At 35.2% G+C, this 24,507-nt stretch carries 14 protein-coding genes; 6 read left to right on the top strand and 8 right to left on the bottom strand.

Translation table 11 applies throughout. From position 1 onward, the window contains the following. Positions 1-3: 3 nt before the first annotated feature. The 3 genes from F6P99_RS00295 to F6P99_RS00285 form a co-directional block, all read right to left on the bottom strand. Positions 4-1,056: a glycoside hydrolase family protein gene (locus F6P99_RS00295; RefSeq protein WP_152285448.1), complete on the bottom strand. Its 1,053-nt coding sequence runs from the start codon at positions 1,054-1,056 to the stop codon at positions 4-6. Positions 1,057-1,175: 119 nt separating this feature from the next. Next, positions 1,176-3,455, bottom strand: coding sequence for an FAD-dependent oxidoreductase (locus F6P99_RS00290; protein ID WP_152285447.1), 2,280 nt, complete (start codon positions 3,453-3,455; stop codon positions 1,176-1,178). A gap of 23 nt (positions 3,456-3,478) precedes the next feature. Then, on the bottom strand, positions 3,479-5,122 hold the full coding sequence (locus F6P99_RS00285) for a sodium:solute symporter family protein (RefSeq protein ID WP_152285446.1): 1,644 nt from the start codon (positions 5,120-5,122) through the stop codon (positions 3,479-3,481). 157 nt (positions 5,123-5,279) lie between these two features. Between F6P99_RS00285 and F6P99_RS00280 the strand changes: the two genes are divergently transcribed. The 6 genes from F6P99_RS00280 to F6P99_RS00255 all read left to right on the top strand — a co-directional run bounded on the left by F6P99_RS00280 (position 5,280) and on the right by F6P99_RS00255 (position 14,961). Further along, a complete protein-coding gene (locus F6P99_RS00280; protein WP_152285445.1) occupies positions 5,280-6,290 on the top strand; it encodes a LacI family DNA-binding transcriptional regulator in 1,011 nt (336 codons plus the stop codon). A gap of 161 nt (positions 6,291-6,451) precedes the next feature. Continuing rightward, positions 6,452-8,926: a beta-galactosidase GalB gene (gene galB / locus F6P99_RS00275; RefSeq protein ID WP_152285444.1), complete on the top strand. Its 2,475-nt coding sequence runs from the start codon at positions 6,452-6,454 to the stop codon at positions 8,924-8,926. Positions 8,927-8,935: 9 nt separating this feature from the next. Continuing rightward, a complete protein-coding gene (locus F6P99_RS00270) occupies positions 8,936-10,615 on the top strand; it encodes a sulfatase-like hydrolase/transferase (protein ID WP_152285443.1) in 1,680 nt (559 codons plus the stop codon). An 8-nt stretch (positions 10,616-10,623) separates the two neighbouring features. Further along, positions 10,624-12,018 carry a glycoside hydrolase family 28 protein gene (locus F6P99_RS00265; RefSeq protein WP_152285442.1) on the top strand — a complete coding sequence of 465 codons (1,395 nt, stop codon included), beginning with the start codon at positions 10,624-10,626 and terminating at the stop codon, positions 12,016-12,018. A 9-nt stretch (positions 12,019-12,027) separates the two neighbouring features. After that, positions 12,028-13,401, top strand: a complete 1,374-nt coding sequence (locus F6P99_RS00260; RefSeq protein WP_152285441.1) for a glycoside hydrolase family 28 protein — start codon at positions 12,028-12,030, stop codon at positions 13,399-13,401. Positions 13,402-13,410: 9 nt separating this feature from the next. Next, positions 13,411-14,961: a sulfatase-like hydrolase/transferase gene (locus F6P99_RS00255; protein ID WP_152285440.1), complete on the top strand. Its 1,551-nt coding sequence runs from the start codon at positions 13,411-13,413 to the stop codon at positions 14,959-14,961. On the opposite strand, the gene F6P99_RS00250 is transcribed toward F6P99_RS00255, so the two are convergent. Genes F6P99_RS00250 through F6P99_RS00230 form a run of 5 tightly spaced genes read right to left on the bottom strand, consistent with a single transcriptional unit; the run spans position 14,958 to position 24,472 of the window. Further along, the gene (locus F6P99_RS00250; RefSeq protein ID WP_152285439.1) at positions 14,958-15,995 is read right to left on the bottom strand and encodes a lactonase family protein; all 1,038 of its coding nucleotides are present in this window, start codon (positions 15,993-15,995) and stop codon (positions 14,958-14,960) included. The genes F6P99_RS00255 and F6P99_RS00250 overlap by 4 nt on opposite strands. A 9-nt stretch (positions 15,996-16,004) precedes the next feature. After that, positions 16,005-17,522 carry a sulfatase family protein gene (locus F6P99_RS00245; protein WP_152285438.1) on the bottom strand — a complete coding sequence of 506 codons (1,518 nt, stop codon included), beginning with the start codon at positions 17,520-17,522 and terminating at the stop codon, positions 16,005-16,007. A gap of 23 nt (positions 17,523-17,545) precedes the next feature. Further along, positions 17,546-19,390: a sulfatase family protein gene (locus tag F6P99_RS00240; protein WP_152285437.1), complete on the bottom strand. Its 1,845-nt coding sequence runs from the start codon at positions 19,388-19,390 to the stop codon at positions 17,546-17,548. Between the two features lie 36 nt (positions 19,391-19,426). Further along, positions 19,427-22,003, bottom strand: a complete 2,577-nt coding sequence (locus tag F6P99_RS00235) for a VPS10 domain-containing protein (protein ID WP_152285436.1) — start codon at positions 22,001-22,003, stop codon at positions 19,427-19,429. Positions 22,004-22,009: 6 nt separating this feature from the next. Next, positions 22,010-24,472 carry a glycoside hydrolase family 2 TIM barrel-domain containing protein gene (locus tag F6P99_RS00230; RefSeq protein WP_152285435.1) on the bottom strand — a complete coding sequence of 821 codons (2,463 nt, stop codon included), beginning with the start codon at positions 24,470-24,472 and terminating at the stop codon, positions 22,010-22,012. Between the last annotated feature and the right edge of the window lie 35 nt (positions 24,473-24,507).

Raw genomic sequence — 24,507 nt, 5'->3', positions numbered from 1 at the left:
GTTTTAGTTGTTTTTTAGGGGAACTCTTAAATTACAAGCATGTCCTCGATGAACTCCGTTTACTGTTATACCTAAGGCTCCAAATAAAAATGTTGGTACGTTGTCTTCAATTAAAAGTTGTGGGCGTTCTAGTTTATATTCGGTTTTTGAACCATCTTTAAGTAGGATCTTACTTGGCAAAACCAATGGGTGTTTAGCTGGTTGCCAGTCGTATCCATTTTTCGAATACATAAGGGCAAAAGCTCCTATATCTCCGGTGAAACGACCTTTAATATCGCATACAATTGCATAGTATTTGTCGTTTTGACTCCACACATATGGGTCTTCAACAATCATATAGTCATTTTTAGAATTTCTCAATTCAAAAATTGTTTCATTGTGTTTTTGAAAAGGTCCTAAAGGTGATTTAGCAAAAGCAACCATGTACCTCACTCGATCACCTTTCGAGATGTTATAACTTTCACTTGAGTTTAGGTCGATTGGTTTCCATCCTTTTTGTTTGCCCACAACCTTATAGATAGCAAATATGTTGCCATCTGGTCCAATGTTTATTGCTGGGTTAGAGGTCATCAATGCATCCGGAGCATTTGGATCTATAGCTACGTCTATGACTGGATGGTTTAAACGTGTCCAAGGACCTTCAGGTTTTTTTGACCAGGCAACTCCGATTCTTTGATTGTTTCTGTAAATCCACCAATCTTTATTTTTCATAGAAGTTGGCTGTTTCGCAAGTACAGGTGAAGTCGTACCCATGTAATAGAGGTAGTAGAAACCATTTTTTTTAATAATAGTAGGGTTGTGAGTTGTTGTACCATCCCAAAATTCTTTTCCTCTTGCAGGTAATGCAACATTAATATCAATATAAGGTCCTTCCGCTTTTTCTGAGACAGCATATGCAATTTCAGAATCGGTTACCCAACCCATATGTCCAAGTTCATATTTCCAACGTGAGTAATACATGTGGTATTTTCCATCAAAACCTTTGATAACAGATGCACCCCAAATATGAAAGTCTTTACTTATTTTTATGTGATTCACAGGAACAGGCTGCACCATATTCCCTAAGTTTAGAGTTTTTGAAGAATTTTTTTCTTCAGTTCTTTTCACTTCTTGTTTGCATGAAGTGAAACATAAAAAAAATAATATTATTTGCAATGCTGGTTTCATATATTGATTTAACTACATATTATTTCAAAAATTGATGCTGGAATATTTTTCAATGGATGTTCAGTTTCTAGAATTAGTTTTTTAGTTTGAATGGGTGGGTCAAATTTCCAAACATTAATCGTTTGAAAATTTCCTTCCTTCTTTGCTATCATCATTCCTTGTTCATCTTTAATCGTATAGTTTCTTAAACAGAAGGGTATTACATCTTCTGGGTGTCCCATTAAGGTTGATTCTAGAGCATGGTCATAATCGGTGTCTAGGAAAAGTTTAATTTCAGATATTTCTTGAGTTTCCACCCAAGAAATTTTTAATTCAGGTGCTGTGTCGTTTAAATCAGCGGACCAAGCATTTACTGTTTTCCATGGACGAACATATCCATTTGCGATATTTTCTTTTTCAAAAGCTTCAATTGCTGGGGAGATTTCCATAGCGATATTTTTTCCTTCTGGACGTCTTTGAGGTATCCAAAATTCGAAAGTATCGACTCCGATGTTTTTCGGGGGAGTTTGTTTGCCTTTGTTTGAAACTGCTTTGTTGACTCCGTTAAAGACAGTCAATATTCCAGAAAAACGCTCATTGCTGTTTTGTAATTCTATTTTATCGTTTGAAATAAAAGTTACAAATGCATATTGATGTTCATTTACAGATGCTTCAAATTCAAATTCGAAATATTGCTCTCCTTTTTCTAGGTTAGAAATATGAGATTCTAAAATTAACTCAGGTGTATAGTTTTCTGCTTTGATCGATGTTCTTAATTGAACTTCAATGGCAGTTGCTTCTAAAGCTTTTAATCTTACTTTAAACTTGTATTTCTGTTTTGCTTTGAATGGCAGTAATTGAGCAACAGAAGTAGCTAAACTCATCCATTCTCCGCTAGATTTTATTTTTGAAAGTTTTAAGGATGAACTACTCTCAATAGTTGCATTGGTGATTAGGTTACTGTTTTTTTGAATAGGTATGCTCGGAATAGACTGTCCAAAAAGGTTCAATTCATTTTGGAGCTCTTTGATCACTCCGTTTTCAAGTATTGCTGCGGGTTTGATGTTTTTTTTATGACATATGTAGGCAGCCATTCCTATAGCCTGAGCACAAAGGCCTGTAGTTGCCATTACTCTTGTGGATCCAAAAGCGACATGTGTTGCACTTATAATTCTTCCAGCTAAAAATAAATTGTCTATGTCTTTACTGATGAATGACCTATAAGGTATATCATAAATACCTTTTGAGTGCCATTGTGTACAGGCAGATTTATCACTATAGATCCCATCTGCAGGGTGCAAATCAATAGCCCAACCACCATGAGCGATGGCATCGTCAAATTTACGTTGCTCGATAACATCTTGTTGCTTCATCATGTAAAGTCCTTCAAAACGCCGACTTTCTCTTTTTCCAGGTACGGTTCCTACCCATTCCAGTGTCATGTTATCGACATCTTCAAACTCTCCTGAGTTTTTTATGTAGTCCCAAACACCATAAATAACTTTCCAAAGTTCATATTTGATTTCTTCAGTGTCATGAATAGTATCTCCTCGACCGCCATATTCGAACCACCAAAACCTACAACCTTTATCATCTTTTCCGATTGCTTTATATCGGGGGATTACAGTGATGTCTTTTAAAGCAAAATCAGGAGCTTTAAATTTTATGGGTTTATCAGTGTTTTTACTGTAGAAATACATAGAGTGACCCAATAGCTCTCCATACGATTTGTCAGGAGCAAATAACTCCCCAAATTCTTCTTTTGTTTCTGCTCCCATTCTAAAGGAAGCTCCGGCTTTAAATGCAACGATTCCATCACCAGAAGCATCACAAAACAATGGTGCGTTTATTATGTATTCAGTTGAGTTTTGAGGGTTGAAAGCTCTTACAGATTTGATGCTGCTATCATTAGATTTTGTGAGGTCGTATACACTTGTGTTCAATAAAAGTGTTATGTTTTTTTCATTCAGAACTTTTTCCAAAAGTAATGTGTCAAAAATCACTGCATTTCCCTCTTTATTTCTGTATAAGTTTTCGATAAGTATTTCATCCATAACACCTCCTTCACGGGACCAACGATTGTTATTTCCCATATGAGATGTTGCACCGAGAATCCATAAACGAACTTCTGAAGAAGCGTTACCACCTAAGACAGGTCTGTCTTGAATTAATACTGTTTTTGTTCCTTTTCTAGCAGCTGTAATAGCGGCACAGACTCCTGCAGTACCACCTCCAATTACGACAAATTCACTTTGAATTTCAATTGTTTTATTTTGCCTTTTTTCAGAGCTATATTGTTGTACTAACATATTGTACGATTATGTTGTTAATTTTATCTAAGGTTTTTTTTAATGATAAATACACCAACAAGAAGAACAGAAACACCCATTCCGCTAACAAGCAGTATTCCAGTCTCGGCTATAGTCGAGAGTCCTAGAATCAATAAGCCTGTCGATGCAACTCCTATACCAATTACACGACTTCCTCTTTTGTTACTAATTGTAACTTCTTCCTCAATTGAGGTTTTTTCTGAAACGATTTTTTGATATTTGTCGTATTCGATAGTGCTATGTTTTTTTGATTTTGCATAAATATCGAATGCAGCTAACAAGATAATAGGGATTACAACTCCCACTCCCATTTCGGTTGCTCGGTCTAAAGATATCGTAAGTAAATCAGGGCTAATGAATTTGAAAAATGCATTTATCAGCAGGGAAATGATTGTTACAGATAGTATGCTTTTACCTGTTTGATATTTTGAAAAGAGGCTCCATAATGGCGGCAAGAACATCGCACCACCGGTTAAGGCAGCTAAACTCATAACCACATTTACAATTCCTCCCATCAGAGGAACTAATAGTGCCACAATAATAGTAATAACGCCAAGGAAAATAGTGGCAGATTTACCAACTTTTACTAAGGTGACTTCGCTTGAGTTTGGTTTAAAATGCTTGAAAACATCGTTAGCTAATACACCAGCTGAAATGTTTAAAGTTGTATTTACCGAGCTGGAAGTTGCAAATACCATCCCTCCAAGCATCAATCCTAACATTCCGATAGGTAATACTTCTTTACACATTAATAAATAGGCGCCTTCTTCCGCTAAATCACTAAGGTCAGGGTTTATGATACGGTATATCATGGGAGGTAGCATCCAAATCAAGGGACTTATGGAGTAAAGTCCTCCAAACAACCAACCCACTTTTTTCGCTTCTTTTGGTGTAGCTACACTTGTATACCTTTGGACATAGGCCCAGTTTCCTGCTATAAAGAAAAGGTTGTAAAGACCAAAAGCAACTAGAAAACCAGGGGTGTATTCTTCATTTACGAAATTGAAAAAATTATCAGGTGCCAAATTGATGAAATTTTTAATTCCTCCTATTTTATCAAATGATAATGGAACCACAATCAATAACGCTGCAGTAAGCACGACAAATTGTAAAACGTCTGTTACAATTACTGACCATAATCCTCCAACAGCGGTGTAAATCAATATCAAGATTCCTAAAAAAATGACACTTGCAGTGATTGGAATTCCTGTAGATACTTCTACGATTTTTGCAACAGGATATAGAAAAGCACCCGTAGTAAACACAGAGATGAGTAAAAATAGGTAGGTGTAAATTTTTTGTGTTTTGTATCCAAGTCTATCTGTTATATACTCAGCTGCGGTTAGTGCTTTTGTTTTTTGCCATTTAGGAGCAATCCAAAATCCGATGATCAAACCAGCGATACACATAGTCCATTGTATCGCAATTGCTACCCATCCGCTATTGTATGCGATTGATCCCCAAACAACGAATGTACCGGCCGAGAAGAAGCTCATAAACAAAGACAATCCGCTCATCCACCATGGTAGTGCACCTCCTGCAGCAAAATACGATTTCATGTTTTTTCCTGCTTTTGAAAAGCTCATTCCGCATACAAACACCAATAATGTGAATATTAAAATGACTCCTATGTCTATATAACCCATGTCTTGTATTTTGAATTATTTAGCAATTTCGATTAAATGAATGTTTTTACAATGGATTTGAATAAAATTATTCCCGAGAACGTTTCCGAAAACGTTTTTATTTTCTGGAAACGTTCCCGGTATTTTCTAAAACAATAAAAATGATTAATATTGAATCATGAAACATATTACGATTAAAGATGTTGCAAGAAAATTAAAGGTTTCTGTATCTACAGTCTCAAGAGCTTTTAATGATAAATATGATATTCGTGCTGAAACGAAAGAATTAATTTTGAAAACAGCAAAGGAAATGGGGTACAAGCCAAATCCAATTGCTAGGAAATTAATTCAACAACGTTCATTAAATATTGGAATATTAGTGCCAGAGTTTATCAATAGTTTTTTTCCAGAAGTAATTATCGGAGCTCAAGAAATACTTATAGAAAAAGGATATCAGGTATTGATTATGCAATCAAATGAGTCTGCAGAAATTGAACTGAAAAATTTAGAAACTATGCTCGATAATATGGTTGATGGTTTGATCGTTTCATTGTGTTCAGAGAATAAAAATATCGAACGGTATAAGTCAATTATTGAATCAGGAACTCCAATAGTGTTTTTCAATAGAGTCATTGAAGAATTACCAGCTTCTAAAGTTGTGTTTGATGATTATAAATGGGCTTTTTTTGCAACGGAGCACCTTATAGTACAGGGACATAGAGATATTGTTCATTTTTCTGGTCCAAAGAACCTAACGCTTTCTAAAAATAGATCTCAAGGGTTTGATGCTGCCCATCGAAAGTATAAAATATCAGAAGGAAAAAAAATAACTTGTGGCTTTTCAATGGAAGAGGGAGAACGAGTTGCTTTGGAGTTGATTGAAAAAAATGAAATACCAACAGCTATTTTTGCGGCAAGCGATCCTAGTGCAATAGGAGCGATGAAGGTTTTTAAAGAACATGGTTATCGAATACCAAATGATATTGCAATTGTAGGGTTTTCAGAGTCTAGTTTGGCTGAGCATATTGCACCTCCACTTACATCAGTGAGTCAACCTACAGGTGATATTGGACAAACAGCTGCTAAGTTGTTATTGGATCAAATCGAGACAACGGGATTGTTTATTCCTCAAACTATCATTTTAAATGGCCGATTAAATGTTAGAGAGTCCTCTATAAAAGTAGATTGAAACCACTGCTTATTTGAAATAGTAGTGATGGGGAATATTTACAGGTAAGAATTATATACGCAACAAATGTATTTTTTAATACCACATAGTTCTTATTTCTTTTTGAGTCATATGAGATAGCTATATATTTACTTTTTAGTAAAAATTAATTTTATTTCATCATGAATAGCTACGTTAAATTCTTTTATGTTGTTGTCTTATGGGGGATGGCCTCGTGTTCAACGAAAATAGTAGATGTAACTCCCGACCAATCCTTTAATGATAATTGGCTTTTTAAAAAAGACACGATAATTGGAGCCGAAAAAGTATCATTTGTTGATACGAATTGGAGAAAATTAGATCTTCCTCATGACTGGGCAATAGAAGGTCCTTTTAGCAATCAACACAATGCAAGAACTGGTGGCTTACCTGTTACGGGAGAAGCATGGTATCGAAAACATTTTGATCTTGATAGTGCTTCGAAAAACAAACTTGTTTCGATTGAATTTGACGGTGCGATGAGCAATGCCAAAGTATGGGTAAACGGACAATATGTTGGAGAAAGACCTTATGGTTATATTGGTTTTGAGTTTGATATCTCTTCATATGTGAAATTTGGAGAAAGCAATGTGATTGCAGTGAAATTGGCTCCTGAAGATTTATCTGCACGTTGGTATCCTGGTGCCGGTATTTACCGAAATGTTCGTTTGAAATTAAAGAATAAAATTCATATTCCTCAATACGGTACCTATATTACAACTCCATCGATTGTTCATGGAAAAGCCAAAGTATCGATCAAAACAAAACTTAAAAATACAAAGTTAAAAACTGTAAAGGCTTCCTTAAAAACCTCTATAATTGATGAAGAGGGTAAAGAGATTGTTTCAGAATTATCTGACACAATGATAAATGCCGAAGAGACGACTGAACTAGAGCAAACTCTTGCAATCGAAAAAGCAGTTTTATGGAAGTTGTCAGATTCGTATTTGTATACGGCAATTAGTAAAGTAATTGTTGATGATGTGGTAGTAGATGAATATCAAACTAAATTCGGAATTAGAACGATCGCTTTTGATGCTGAAAAAGGATTTTTATTGAATGGAAAAGTAGTTCAGTTAAACGGAGTCTGCATGCATCATGATCAAGGACCTTTAGGTAGTGCAATTAATTATCGTGCGAAACAAAGACAAATGCAAATAATGCAGAAAATGGGTGTGAATGCTTTAAGGACGAGTCATAACCCACCTTCTCCCGAGATGTTGCAAGTTTGCGACGAATTGGGAATTGTTGTGATTACTGAAGCATTTGATGAATGGAAGCTAGGGAAAGTTGAAAATGGGTATCACAAGCATTTCGATAAATGGCACGAACAAGATTTACGAGATATGATCAAAAGAGATCGTAATCATCCTTCCGTAATTATGTGGAGTATCGGAAATGAAATTTTAGAGCAAGGTAGAAAAGATGGTTGGAAAGTCGCTAAAATGTTAAACGATATCTGCCATGATGAAGACCCTACCAGGCCAACAACAGCAGGTTTCAATTATTATCCAGCACCATTTAAAAATAAATTGGCTTATCAGATTGATGTGGTAGGGATGAACTACTGGTCAGATAAATATGCAGAAATAAAAAAGAACAATCCTGGGATTATTTTATATGGTTCTGAAACTTCTTCTCAAACGAGTAGCAGGGGAGTGTATCATTTACCAATAGAATTTGAGCCGAAAAAAGAAACAAATCACGTATCAAGTTATGATGTTATTGTTGGACCACCATGGGCATATGCTCCTGATATCGAATTTGATGACCAAGCTAAAAATCCTAATTCATTGGGAGAATTTATATGGACAGGTTTTGACTATTTAGGTGAGCCAACTCCTTATGGAGGTAGAGATAATTCTACAAATGGTTACTGGAATGATGATTGGCCTTCAAGATCTTCTTATTTTGCACCAGTTGATTTGTGTGGTTTTCCAAAGGATAGATTTTATCTCTATCAAAGTCAATGGACTAAAGAACCTATGGTGCATGTATTGCCACATTGGAATTGGTCTGGTAAAGAAGGAGAATTGATACCTGTTTATTCATATACGAATTGCGATGAAGCAGAACTTTTTGTCAATGGGAAATCTCAAGGAAAGAGAATCAAAGGAAAGGATTTTACGATGATACCTTCAGAATACCATGGTTTCGAAAAAGGAATGTACAAATCTAAATATCGCTTGTCGTGGAATGTAAAATACCAACCAGGATCTTTAAAAGTTGTTGGCTATAAGAACGGAAAAGTCGCTGCAGAAAAAGAACTAAAAACAGCAGGTAAGCCAGCGAAAATAAAACTAATTGCCGATAGAAGTCAGATCAAATCTGATGGTAAAGATTTGTCATTTGTTACGGTTAGGATCGAAGATAAAGATGGAAATTTATGTCCGAGAGCAAATAATTTGGTGACTTTTAAACTAAAAGGAGCTGGTGTTATTGCTGCTGTAGGGAATGGTGATCAAACGTCACTTGCCTCATTCCAATCAAACAGCAGAAAAGCGTTCAATGGGTTGTGCATGGTAATTGCAAAATCTACCAAAGAATCTGGAGAAATAATTATAGAAGCAAGTGCTTTAGGGTTAGAGTCTACTGAGGTATTAATACAAACTAAATAAACAAAGCTAATGTTCAATTTAAAAATAAACAAAAGCATATTATTCGTGTTGTTTGTTGTAACAAATACATTGTTCAATGTTCAAGCGCAAAAAAAGAAAGGGCAACCAAATTTTGTTTTTGTGTTAACCGATGACCAGTCTTATGGAATGTTGGGTTGTACAGGAAATACTATTGTGAAAACTCCAAATATTGATAAACTGGCAAAAGATGGTGTGTTGTTTACCAATGCTCATGTTACAAGTGCTATTTGTACCCCAAGTAGAATTTCGATTTTATTAAGTCAATACGAAAGAAAACACGGAGTGAATTTCAATTCTGGAACTGCAGTTGCGGATGAAGCTTGGGAGAACTCATATCCCGTTGTAATGAGGAATTCAGGTTACTATACAGGTTGGATTGGTAAAAATCATGCGCCAATTGGTAATGGAGGTTATACAAGTGGTGTCATGGAAAAAAGTTTTGATTATTGGTATGCGGGTCATGGTCATATTCGATTTTATCCGAAACAAGTTCATGAAATTTTTAACGATGCAATTGCAACCACACAACCAGAAATTATCAACGAAGGTGTCGATGATTTTTTAGATCCTAATGCAAGAAAATTGAAAGGAGCGTTGAGGTTTTTAGAGACGAGACCATTAGACAAACCTTTTTTATTATCAATCAATTTTAATCTACCTCATGGCGCTGGAACGAGTTCAATGAAACAAAAAAAATCGGACGATGAGATCTACAAATCGTTGTACAGAGATTTAGAAATTCCGCTACCTAAAAATTATATTGCCAAAGTCGATATAAAAGAACCCAAACTACCTGCTGATTTGTTAAGAGCAGAAGATCGCCAACAAGGCTATAACTATGTGGATACACCAGAGGCATTAAAAGAGAGATATATTCGTCAATTACAAGCAATGACAGGGATAGATCGCTTGGTGGGAAATTTAAGAGGTCAGCTGAAAAAATTAAAACTGCATAAGAATACAATCATAATTTTTACTTCAGATCATGGCTTGTTTATGGGAGAACAAGGTTTAGGTGGAAAGGCTTTGTGTTACGAGAAAACAACGCATGTACCTTTAATTGTGATGGATCCTTCCTTTAAAAGAAAACAAAGAGGGAGAAAAAGTGATGCCTTGGTTCAATCTATTGATGTCGCTCCGACCATGTTGAGTATGGCCGGTGTTGCTGCTCCTAAATCGTTTCAAGGTAAAGATATTTCAAAGTTATTAGTTGATGCAAATAGTGAAGTAAGAGAATATTTGTTTACAGAAAATTTATGGTCTACCCAGTTCGGAAATCCAAAATGTGAGGCTGTTCAAAACAAAGAATGGAAATACATCAGATATTACAAAAACACTACTTTTTCAGCAACTAAGAAAATTGCAATTGCTAAAGATTTAGGAATTCCTGTAAACAAAATGTTATACGCGGTGCATGATCCCGATATAGCAATATACAGAGCACTGTCAGACGCCTCTTTAGAAGGAGAACAACCGGTTTATGAAGAGTTGTACCATCTTGAAAAGGATGCAAATGAGTTGCACAACCTTGCTCAAAATGAGGAGTATAAAGATGTGCTAGAAAAATTAAGGTCTGTTTGGAAGGAACAGATTTCAAAAGCAAGAGGGATTGATACACCTAAAGTTGTTAGATATACAAACGATAGCCATCCTCATGGAGGCCATTAATCTTAAATATGAAATATAAATTCTTTTTCTTTTACTTATTTATTGCTTCACAAGTTGGTGCTACAGAGTTCAATGTATTGAACTTTGGAGCGAAAGCTGATGGTCTAACGATTGATACTAGAGCTGTTCAAGCGGCCATTGACGCATGTACAAAAAATGGTGGTGGAACCGTCGTTATTCCTGCAGGGAAAACCGTAGTAATCGGAACAATATATCTAAAAGATTATGTTACGTTAAGAGTACAACAAGGTGCGACGTTGTTGGGTAGTTCTAATTATGAAGATTATACAACCGATACGCATTACAATACTTACAAAGATGAGCCTCATATGGATAGATGCCTCATTTTTGCTAAAAATGCCAAGCATTTTGTAATTGATGGTTATGGAACGATCAATGGGAATGGCTCTTTTAAAAACTTTGGGATAAAGTCTGGAGGTGGTCGTCCAATGTTATTACGCTTTTTAAAATGCAATGATATTAAAATCCGGAATATTACTTTAAAAGATCCGGCAGCTTGGACCTCTGCTTGGTTGTATTGTAATGAAATTGTGGTTTCTGGAATAAGAATTATAAGTCGTGCAAACAACAACGGAGATGGCTTGGATTTTGACGGCTGCACGAATGTAAGAGTTAGCGATTCTTCCTTTGATAATAGCGATGATTCTATTTGTTTACAAGCATCAAATGCAGCGTACCCATGTAAAAATATTACCATAACGAATTGTGTTTTTACAACAAAATGGGGAGGCATGCGCATAGGATTGGCCTCAAGAGGTGATTTTGAATCTGTAACTGTGTCTAATTGTACTTTTTACGATATACTCGATTCTGGACTAAAGATTCAAATGAATGAAGGAGGGGAAATGAAAAATATGACGTTTTCTAACTTGGTAATGAAAAATGTTCCACGACCTGTGTTTATGACTTTTTGTCAACAAAGGGCAGGGGTAGATATGCCGAAAGAAATGTTTCCGATGAAAGCCATGCATGGTTTTGTTTTTAGTGATTTCATTGTAGATAATCGTGAACTCGATAAAAATTCGGCTTTTTTTCTCACAGGGATGCCTAATCATTATATAGAAGATATTCAACTGAATAATATTCAAATGACAGTTTCGGGGGGAGGAACGAAAGAAGATGTCGAAAAAGAAATTAAAGAGTACACGCTTGAAACACTAGGCAATTGGTGGCCAGAATTTGGTAAGGTCGGTACATTACCAGCAAAAGGAATTTATGCGAGACATATCAATGGCTTATCCATCAGAAATTTCCAATTAATTACAATCGCTAAAGACGCACGACCTGTATTGTTTTTTGAAGATGTGAAAAATGGGTATGTATCCGAGGTTATAGAGAATAGAAGACCATTGACAAAAAAAGGGTTTATTAAAAAAAAGTAATTCAATTTTATGAGAATCTTTAGAGGATGTATTTGTGTAGCAGCTTTTTTTACAATGTTTGCAATAGGGTGTTCAAAAAAAGAGCCCAAAATAAACGTTGTTGCAATGGGGGCAGTTGGAGATCAGAAAACGTTAAATACTGTTGTCTTTCAAGAAGCTATTGACAGCTGCAGCAACAGAGGAGGAGGAGTTGTATTTGTACCAAAAGGTGTTTACGTCATAGGTACAATATTACTAAAAGACAATGTCACTTTAGAACTTTCTGAAAATGCTACCTTATTGGGGAGTGAACATTTTGAAGATTATATCAATATCGACCCTTTTACAGATGCTACAGGGCAAGTAAGAGGGAATTGTTTGGTTGGTGCTAGAGATGTACAAAATATAAGCATCATAGGGAAAGGTACTATCGATGGTAATGGAGGTAAGTTTACTCCTGAATCTTACAAAAAAAGAAAAGTAAAATTAAAAGGTCAAAAAAATGCAAATCGACCATTTTTAATACGAATCGTAAGAAGTTCAAATGTGAAATTACAAAACATTCGCATTCAACAATCCGGAGCATGGGCTGTACATTTGTATCAATCGAAAGATGTTTTTTTAGAAGATTTAAATATTTATAATCATTGCAACAAGAATAACGATGGTATTGATTTAGATTCTAGTCACGATATATTTATTAATAACTGTAAAATAAATACTGAAGATGACGCTATTTGTATCAAAGCTACAAGTTCTTTACCTACATACAATGTAAAAGTTCGAAACTGCTGGTTGAAAAGTGATTGGGGAGCCATAAAATTTGGTACAGAGTCTATGGGCGACTTTTACAAGATAGATATCCAAGATTGTTTCATACGTGATACCAAAGGTGGAGGAATCAAATTGTTAAGTGTAGATGGATCGAATATGCATGATGTTGTGATCAATAATATAACAATGGAAAATGTTGATATGCCTATTTTTATTCGTCTAGGTGAGCGATTAAGAACTTATAGAAATGCCGAAAAACGTATTGTGGGTTCCATAAAAAATGTAAAAATATCAAATGTAAAAGCTACTACTATGGGGCTTGATGAAGCTAGAGTTTCTCCTCCTTCAGGTGTTTTTATCACAGGGACTCCGAACTACAAAATTGAACAAATTTCACTAGAAAATATCGAAATTACTTTGCCTGGTGGGAGTGATGGTATTGCTGGTCAAATCAAAGAAAATGTAAAAATGTACCCAGAGTACACATTTTTTAATGTATTACCTGCATATGGAATTTTTGCAAGACATATTGAAAATCTTGATTTGAAGAATGTTGTGTTTTTGTTAGAATCTAAAGATGCTAGAAAAGAGATGATTTTTCAAGATGTTGCGAGAAAAACAATAAAATAATTTGAAATTATGGATGCATTGGTTAAAAATATTATTTTTTCTATAGTCTTTTTGTTTACAGGAGTGAAGTTGTATCCTCAGACAAGAAATACAAAACCTAATGTGTTGGTCATTTATACTGACGATCATCGATATACTGGAGTTCATGCTTTCGGAGGTAGAGATGTGATTACACCGAACATTGACGCTTTAGCCAAAGATGGATTGACATTTACGAATACCTATTTGATGGGTGCATTTTCTGGAGCAACATGCATGCCAAGTAGAGCAATGCTTCATACAGGTAGACATTTGTTCGCGTTAGAAGGGAAAGGATATAATTTGCCAAAAGAGCATTATACGATGGGAGAAATTTTTCAAAAGGCCGGATATCGTTCTCATATTATAGGTAAATGGCATCAAGATAAAAAATCACTCGTGAGATCGTTTGATTCAGGAGAAAAAATTATGGGTATAGGAGCATACTTAACAGATCATTATCGAATGCCTTTATGGGATTGGGATAAGAAGGGTAAGTTTCCTAAAGAATCGGCCTATTTGCTTACTTATAATTCAAAAGGGAAAACCGTGAAACGCTCGATTGATGAAAACGATAAAAAAGGACCTATAGGAACAGAAAAAACTGGGCCGCATACTTCTGAGGTATTTGCCGATGCAGCAGCAGATTATATCTCAAGCTACAAAAAGAAAGTTCCTTTCTTCATGTATTTGGCCTTTCATGCACCCCATGATCCAAGACAAGCACCTAAGGAATATCAGCAGATGTATCCTCTAGAGAATATCGTATTAACTCCTTCATACATGCTTCAGCATCCTTTTGATAATGGAGATATGATTTTAAGAGATGAAGCATTGGCGCCTTGGCCTAGAACAAAACAAGTTGCAAAAGAGCATTTGGCAAGTTACTATGCAATTATTACGCATTTAGATGCGCAAATAGGTAAAGTGATTGCTGCTCTAAAAAAATCTGGGAAATATGAAAATACACTTATTGTATTGGCAGGAGATAGTGGTTTGGCTGTTGGAAATCACGGATTAATGGGAAAACAAAGTTTGTATGATGAAGACGGTATTCACGTACCATTCGTCATTTCAGGAGGGTACGCACCGAATAAAGGACAGAAAGTAGGAGCCTATTCTTATATACATGATATTTTTCCAACGATCTGTGATATGGTGGATGTAGAGGTGCCTAATTCAGTAAATGGTAAAAGTTTGATGCCTGTAATAAATGGTGCTCAAAAAGAAATTAGAAACAATACTTATCATGCTTATAAACAATTTCAAAGAGCTTATAGAAAAGGTAATTATAAGTTGATAGAATATGTAAGAGCGAAAAACTATAGCAAACAAAAAGGTGAGTTTGAGGTAGGTTCTAGAGTTACACAATTGTTTGATTTTAAAAACGATCCTTGGGAAACTACTAATTTAGCATTCTTGCCAGAATACCAGAAGTTATTAGTTCAAATGCAAACAGAAATGAAACAAGCTGCTATTGACTTTAAAGATAAGCAAGAAAACACACTTGGTGAAAAATATGATTTTTGGGAGTTTTACTAAAAGTTGACGCAAACGGGAGAGGCGATAGTTTTTGTGGTATGTCTTTTTACTAGAAGACCATTTGATTTTACTTCATAAGTATGTATTTCATCACTGTCTTGCATGCAGGCCAATAGCCAAGAACCATCGTTGGAAAGATTAAATTCACGAATCGTTTTACCAGATAGATAAATTGTTTCAAGTAAGACTAGCTTTTCTTTAATAATTTTGAAAATAGTGATGCAATCAATGGTTCTATTAGCAGTGTAGAGAAACTTTCCATTAGGGTGAATTCGTATAGCTGATGCACTAGGAATACCTTTGAAAGTAGTTGGTAAACTTTCTACAGAGGATAGAAATTGCAATCCCTTTGGGGTGTTTTTAATAATATGAATCTTGCCAGTCAATTCGTTTAGAATGTAGCCGAGAGAACCTTTTTTATTAAAAATCATATGTCTACATCCATTTCCTTTAGGTAATTGTAAGTTTTTATTAGGGTTGGGTTTAAAAGAAGTACCGACAAAATGATATGCATGTAACTGGTCAGTACCCAAGTCTGTAACATAAATATCTGATTTGTTTGGATGTACGATTATTTGATGCGCATGTGCAGCTTCTTGTCTTAAAATATTTGGTCCAAAACCTTTATGAAAATAGGTGTTGCTAGTTCCTTCAAATGATCCATTTTGTAGAAGAGGAAAACTACTCACAGACCCTGTTCCATAACAAGCCACAATTAATGTGTTGTGGTGTATTAACAGATGACAAGGAAAACCACCATCAATATTTAGTTCGCTTATCTTAGTCAGTCTGTTGTCTTTAATTTTATACGCGATTACCTTTGGGTTTTCATGTTTTGAAACTTCAGTAAAACTATATAAGAATTTTTTATCACTACTTAGAGTTAAGTACCCCGGATTAGTGATGAATAGTGAGTCTTTTTTTGTTAGGTTTCCTGTGTATTCATCAAATTCACAGATGTATATACCTTCTCCATGACCTCCAAATTCAGGTGTGATTTCTTGCGTGTAACTTCCAATAAAAACAGTGGTCATCGAACTAAATTATAATTTTCTGGTGGGAGTTTTACTATTTCTTGTTTCGTTGTATTTCTCAAAGAGTTTCTCTACTATTTTTTGATGTTTTTCAGAGTTTATCAGATTTTCTTTTTCTTTTTCACTTGGGTTTTTAGATAAATCAAACAATGCTTTTGGTGTTCTGAGTGTGTCGGTCTTGTCTTTTTTATCTATTTGGATGATTAATTTCCAATTGCCTTCAATAATGATGACTTCTTTACCTGTACCTCCTTGGGTAAGTAAGGTTTTGTGTGGCTCTTTTTTAGAGTTTTTCAAAAGGAGAGGTAATAAGTTAGAAGAGTCCTGCGCTTGGTTTTCTTCGATTTCTTGACCCGTTACAGCAGCCAAAGTTGCCATGATATCTAAACCTAGGATTTGCTTGTTTGAAATAGAGTTAGCATTTATTTTATTCGGCCAACTAACAATAAATGGAACTTTATACCCTCCTTCATAACATTGGTTTTTACCACCTCGATACATGTCGCTTGGTCTATGACCCGAATCCAAGGTTTCTTTTATTAATAATCCTCCATTATCTGATGTGAAAACAATCAATGTATTGTCATAAATATTTTCTTTTTTTAATGTTTCAATCAACATTTCTATTTGAATATCCAACTCTTTTACCATATCTAAATGTTTAGATGGCGTTGTTCCAGCAACTTTTTTACCATTTAAATAGGCAGGTGGTGTGTGTGGTTTATGGACTGCTTGTGAGCAATAGTACATGAAAAAAGGTTTTTTGTTCTTGCTGTTTTTTTCAAGATAATCTACTGCTTTACCAATCAAAAGAGGACCAATATTATGAGGGTCCCAATTGCTGTCTCCTAATCCCTCTAATTTGTCTAGTTTGACATCGATTTTCGACATGTTTTCTTGCGAGATATAGGCAACTTCTGAGTTGTTTCCTAAAGGATACATTGTACCATTTTCATAAACGGCATAGGGTGAAGCTTGGATTCCGGCGGGTAGTGTAAAGCTATAATCAAATCCTTTTTGTTGTGGTCCATCAATGATTTTACCGATGTCTACATTGGTTTCTGGTTTATATCTCGGCCCTCGGTATATCTTATTTGGATTTCCTTTTTCGTAATAATTACCTCCTAAATGCCATTTTCCGAAAAATGCAGTTTGATAATTCGCTTGTTGCATAAGTTTACCAAGTGTCAATTGATCCTTCTTTATCGGTGATGCTTGATACGCTCCCCAAACACCCCATGGAAACGGACTTCGATAACAATGGCTCCCTGTTATGATAGCATATCTTGAAGGCGCACATAAGGCAGCTGGAGCATTGGCTTTTGTAAAAACCATGCCACTTTCACATAATGCATCTATGGCAGGTGTTTCTAAAATTATTTTATCCGTATGCATTTTTCTGTAATGCGAAATATCACCAACACCGATATCATCAGCCAATACAACAATAACATTTGGTTTTTCCTGAGCGAAAGACTTGCAGCAAAAAATAATTACGCCTAGAGTTAAAATTATATTTTTTGTCATATTGATTGAATTTGTATGAAGTTTTATTTCACGTTTAAGTATGCCAATCTAACATCAGAGATTAACTTTTCTTGAAGAACGTTGGGGTTTATTCTGCTTCTGTCGATGTTGAATTTGTAGTTGTATCCATCTCGCATTAATACGATTGAATTTAAAATCAATAATGCTTCAGTACTGTCTTTTGAATTATATAAAGCTGTGGTCATAGAGTTTGCCGGGTTTTTCTTTCCAATAATCCCTAAATATTCTGCCGCACGAACGCTATTTATTAATTCAGGATCGTTTGCTTCAATCTTTTCAAGTTTTTTTGTTAAACTAATCGCTTTAGTTCCAAATGAACTACATGTAATAATTGCCCAGTAACGCTCCCAAGGATCATTTGAGTCTAGGCTTTTGATTAATTTTTTTTCAATTTTATCAAAATCAGCCAACATATAATCTGCTACTTTTAAATACTTTTTAATGTCTTTCTTGTGTTCTTGACCGAAGGCAACAGGGTTGTTAAATGCATTTTTCAATAAATAAAATTCAGGATAAAAAGATAAGTCAGGCATACTACAAATGCGAGTGTTTAGATTTTTACGCAATTCTTTTACTGTTTTTTGATATTCTGGTAAGTTAGCTAGGTTGTTTGTTTCGTAGGGGTCTTTTTCTATGTCATACAATTCTTCGGCTGACTTTTTTTCGAAAAATTTCGATTGAACGTCATTCAATTTATCAGACTCAAAATAGGTTCTCCACTGTTGGTATCCTAATTGACGGTATCTGTAATTATTCATTAGTCCGTCAAAGTTAAACGGTTGATAATTACGAGTGTATTTAAAGTTTCCTTTTCGAACAGCTCTCACCATATCGTACTTTTCATCAAAACGATCGGCATAACTAAATGTTTCATCTCTTGAAGCTAGGTTTTTAGCACTAATGTTTTTACCTAAAAAAGGCTTACCATCAATTCCTTTTGGTATATCAACTCCTGCTATATTTAATACAGTAGCTCCAAAATCAACAAAACTTACAAAAGCATCTTGCTTGTTACCAGGTTTTGTGAATGCAAGGTTTTTATAGTTTTCAGGTATATATACAACCAAAGGAACATGCACTCCCATTTCATTTATGTAACCTTTACTGCCAGGAAGTACACCTCCGTGATCACCATAATAAAAAATAAAAGTGTCATTCAACAAATCGTCTTTTTCAAGTTCTGCTATTACGGCTCCAACTTCAGAATCCATTTGTTGTATTTTGTCTTGGTATCGCGCAACCGAATATTTAAAAAGAGCCGATTGTGGGTGATTTGGTTGAATAAAAGCTGTTTCTTGATTGTTTTCGGTACCTTTTAAAATATCTTCTTCAGAAAAATGCATTCTACTTTCATGTGTCGTTCCGATATTAAAAACATGGAAGAATGGTTGTCCATCTTTTCTTTTTTTCCAAGTGGCTTTTTTCGAAGATTCATCCCAGACATTTTCTTTTTTCACGATGTTATAATCTTCTTTTGCACAGTTGGTAGTATAGTACCCATTCTTTCTTAAATAGGCTGGAAACATTTCTACGCCAGTAGGCATCTCAACTTTTTCAATTTTTCTATGGTAATGTGTTGCAAGTCTAGGCCCATAAGAAGAGGCAATCAAAGTAGAACGAGCAGCACTACAAACGGCAGCATTTGAAAAAGCATGTGTGTAGGTTATTCCATGTGCTGCCAACTTTTCAATATTTGGAGTGGTAACGCCATTTTCATCAAACAGTTTCATGTAGTGTTTCGAATTGTCTTCAGAAACAATCCAAACAATATTCGGTTTGTTTTGTGCTTTTGTTACTTGTGTAAACACAAATAATGCAATAATAATTTGGAAATATTTTTTTTTCATATCCGTAAAATTGTATTTTTTTTTCGAAACTAAGAGTTATTGTTGTAAGACTCCTCGATACCAACCACTACCTTTTGCTGCAAGCCAAAAAATATTTTCGTGTTCAGGATCAGGCTTAAAATCAGTAATAGTATCAGGTTGCCCCATGTTTTTGTTGGCCTTTAACCATGTTTTTCCTCCATCAAGACTGATATATGCTCCAGGGTTATAGTTTGAAGCTCCTCTGTTTTCATTGGGCAAAGCAACTGTGACAGTAATAATATCTGGATTAATTGGAGAGGTTTCGGTTTGCCAAATATAAGGCATGTCGAAAAATTTCTCCCATGTTTTTCCTTTGTCATTGCTTTTCCATACACCACCTTCATCAAGAGTACCTCTTTCTGAGCCACAAGAGATAAACATGTCATGCGTTTTTTTGTCGATAAAAATATTATTTACAGATTTAATTTGAGAAGGGATTTTTACTTTTTTCCATTTATCACCGCGATTTTTGCTGTAGTATAAGCCTCCTTGAACATTGTTTTTTCCTAAATTTAAAGCTGCGTATAAGATAGATGGGTTTTTAGGGTCCATTTTTATTCTTCGAACACTGCTTCCTTTCGGAAAACCTTTGTTTGCAAGTTTCCATGTTTTTCCTTCATCTGAAGATTTATAGACTCCCATAGCAGGTATCAATCTTTTAGGTAAACTTCCACCACTAACTTCTGAAATAGGATTCGCAATTGCACAAAAATAAATATTTGAAGGATTTTCGTAGTCTATCGTAAGGGAGTATTGAAAAATATGTTCCATGGAATGATTCCCATCGAAAGGAATAGGTAAAGAGTGGTTTTTCCAAGTTTTGCCGCTATCAGTCGATTTTCTCAAATACCCTTGATGATCTTGACGAAACATTAAAATATATATAGTATTCGGGTCTTTAGGGCTTACAGCAACAGATGCTATAGAATGTGCTCCTTTATTTTTTTTCTCGTAGTTTAGTTGACCTTCTATTTGTCTCACAGCGATGGCATTTTTGTCTGGATAGTTTCCTAAAGGGGCATTTTGCCACAATCCATGTTCACCGCTACAAAAGAGTTTTCTGTCTTTGATACCAGTCTCTAACAGCATGTATCTACCAGGTAAATTACTGCCACCTCTACCAATCCAATTTTTACTTCCTTTTTCGGTTTCGAAATCGTCTATTTGTTGCCAACTAATTCCATTGTCTTTAGAACGTAATACTTGTTGTTCAATGCATATATAAACGGTTCCATCCGAGTCTAAAGACATAAATCTATTTCCAGCTGTTTCTTCTAGATGTGCGGTTTTTTCGTGTAAATGAGCAAATTGTGTGTTCATGCCTGTAGGATTATTTCGAGATTTCCAATAGGCTACATCTTTTCCTTTTTTCCAATAAAGACCTGTTCTTGTGGTAGCAATCCAATGCGCTCCACCATCGTTCGATTTCCAAACATCTCCAGGTGCAAAACCTTTGTCATGTTTTACGTTTTGAGATAAGTAGATTTCATTTTTGTTTTTCGGGTTTACACGAATTCTATTATAAACGGAAAGAATTTCTGATGGGTATTTCGGGAATTTTGATACTACTTCATTTTTCTTGATTCCAAACCAATATGCCATTGATTTTTTATATTTTTCTTTTGCGTTGTAACTATGAATTTCATTCAAGTTGATCCCTAAATTTCCGGTTATTGAAGTCCAAGTTTTACCATTGTCCAAACTTTTATAAACCCCACCTGAAGATTTTATAGTTTCATTCGATGGTGAATACACTGTTTGTTCTATGAGATAAAGAATAAACTCACCAGTTTCTGGATTGTAATAGTGAGTCAAGTCTCTTGGATGATTGAAAGGGAGACCTTTTGCGCTGGTTTTCCATGTTTTTCCTTGATTTTGACTCGTGTAAACACCAGAATTTGAAGCGATGATAATATTCTTTGAATCTTTCGGATTTACAATAATTCGTGCAACATCTAAGGTCTCAGGCAATCCTTTTGATTGTTGTTTCCAAGTTTTTCCTTTGTCGTTACTGCGGTATATTTTTCCATAATCACCATATTTGTATCGATAACCCAAAATTCGATCTTTTGATTTTGGATTGAACTTCACATTCCAAAAATCTCCAGTTCCAACATACCAATTATTATCGTTGTTAGGGTCTACAATTATTTGTGAACAACGACCTTCACTGATAAAGTCAACCTTTGTCCAGTTTTTCCCTTTGTTATATGTTGCGTATAGATGACCTCTTACGTCAATTGCATATCCAAAATCTGAGTTTTGTCTGGAAAAATCTATGGATTTTATGCGTCTCAAATCTTTTCCATTTCCATCAACATCCTTGATTGTTGTCCATGAATTTCCGTTATCCCAAGAACCATAGCTGTTTGACATATCTGGTGACATGTACAAAGTGGTATTGTCGGTCGGGTGAACCCAAAATTCTTCGCAATACCCCGACATTCCAGGGCCAAATTGTTGCCATACCAAATTGGGTGTCGAACTTATTTTTTGAGTTTGTAATTTTTTGAAATATGCTTCGTTCAATTGAGCTTGTAATCCTATAGAAAACAAACAAAATAGATAATAAATGGCATTGTGTTTTTTCATCGTTTTTTATTTAGTTTCTATAACTATTTTGGCGCTTTTTAATTTTTGAGACTTAGCATATAGGGTTATTTTTCCCGTTTTATTTGTCGATTTAATTACAGCAAGACACATTCCGTTAAAAGCTTTTCTTTTTGGCTCGATAAAAGATTCAAGACTTATTTGGTTTCCGTTGTCCACGGCAATTATATCACCTTTTCCTCTTATTGAGAAGTTCACAAGGTTGTCAGCATTTGGACAAATGTTTCCATTTTTGTCTAAGATTTTTATTGTTACATATGCCAAATCATTTCCGTCAGCATCGATTACTTTTCGATCTACCGAAAGGTCTATTTTAGCAGGTTTTCCAGCTGTGTGAATTGTTTCTTCGGTAATCTTTTTCCCATCTTTATATCCGACAACTTTTATATTTCCAGGCGTATATGGTACCATCCATGATAAACGATATTTAGATTTAAAAGTTTTTGGTTCATAGCGTAAGAAGTCTACAAGGATTTCTGAAAGGTCTTTTCCTTTAGTTTTCTTACCAAATGATTTTCCGTTCACAAATAGTTCAGCTTCATCACAATTTGTATAACAGTATACAGGGATTTCTTGTTCTTCTAATCCAGGCCAGTTCCAATGTGGTAATAAGTGTACCATTGGCTTCTCTGTCCATTGACTTTGATATAGATAAAACCTGTCTTTAGGAAAACCACACATGTCAACGGCTCCAAAATATGAGGCATGTGTAGGCCAATCACCGTTCCAATATCCGTTGGTAGAGTTGTCTCTACCACCATACGGGGTAGGCTCTCCTAGATAATCAAACCCTGTCCATATAAATTCTCCCATCACATTTGGGTTCTCTTCTTGGAAATGAAATTCGATATCTGGAGGGTATGCCCAAACAGGTCCAATTAGATCGTAACTAGTTACATGTTTCGAAGGGTGTTTTTCGTACTTTGTAATCGGTTGGTGGTATACACCACGACTACTTGTACAGCTTGAAGTTTCAGAGCCATATAGCGCTAGTTGTGGATATTTTTCATGGATTTCACCGTATTTCGATGGCTTGTAATTCATACCTGCAATATCAACTTGTTGAGCAAAATTGAAATTATAAGGATTTTGGTAGTTGTTCATTCCAACCGTAGTAGGCCTAGTAGGGTCGGTTTCTTTACAGAAATCGTTGAGTCTTTTTATTTCTTTCCAACCGTTTTTCTTGTCGCTTTGTTCTAGAATTTCGTTACCAACACTCCACATGATTATCGATGGGTGATTTCGATCTCTTCGGATCATGTCTTTCAAATCTCTTTCCGACCACTCGTCATAAAACACACTATAACCATTTTCTACTTTAGGTTTTCTCCACATGTCAAATGCTTCGTCAAGTACCAATAAACCTAACTCATCACAGACTTCTAAAAATTCTCTAGAAGGAGGGTTATGACTTGTACGAATCGCGTTGACACCCATTTCTTTCATGATTTGAAGTTTTCTTTGGTCGGCTCTTTTGTACACTGCGGCACCTAATGCTCCATTGTCGTGATGTAAACAAGCTCCGTTAAATCGTACTTTTCTTCCATTCAAATAAAATCCTTTTGTGTCATATGAAATAGATCTTAATCCAATTGTTGAGTTGTAAGTGTCTAAAAGCTTATCTTCAGAGCTAAGAGTCGTGACTACTTTGTATAAATTAGGTTGGTAGATATCCCAAAGAACCGGATTCTCAATTTGAGTATAAGTCGCTGAAACAACAGATGAGTTGGAAGGTATCTCAAGAGTTTCAGTTGTTGAAGCTACCTTTTTTCCAAATGGGTCGAGGTATTTATGCGTAACCGTGATTGTCGAATTTTTTGCACTCTTGTTGTTAATTGTAGTTTCATTTTGAACGACAGCTAAGTTTTTAGTTACAGTAGGAGAGGTGATGTAAGTCCCCCATTTGCTTACGAAAATTGGTTCATCAATTTTTAACCAAACACTTCTATATAACCCTGCTCCAGGATACCATCTCGATGATAAGTCTTTAGGCTCTAGTCTTACTGCAACGACGTTTTCTTTGTCACCATAATTTAAGTAAGTACTAATGTCAAATTCAAACCCAATATATCCAAAAGGACGATTTCCAACTAGTTTTCCATTGATCCAAACATGGGCATCATACATGGCTCCTTCAAATTCTAACCGCACGACTTTACCTTTATTTTCTTCAGAAAGATGAAAATGTTTTCTGTACCATCCCGTTCCATGAAAAGGAAGTCCACCACATCTGGCATTGTATTTTTTGTCGAATGGACCTTCAATTGCCCAGTCATGGGGTAGATATAACTTACGCCACGATGTGTCATCAAAATCTGCTTGTTGCGCATTTTCAATTTTGTCATTGTAGAATAACCAAGAGTCATTGAAGTTTTTATTTTGTGCCTGGCAATCTATTTTAAAACAAAGAAATACGATCAAGCTTGTGATAGAGAAAATATGAAATTTCATATAAAAGATAATGAGTTAAATTATTTTTTAAGAGT

This window comes from Flavicella marina (assembly GCF_009193215.1).
Lineage (GTDB): Bacteria > Bacteroidota > Bacteroidia > Flavobacteriales > Flavobacteriaceae > Flavicella > Flavicella marina.
Note: the sequence above shows the minus strand (reverse complement) of the source record. Positions and strands in the feature narration are given on the sequence as shown.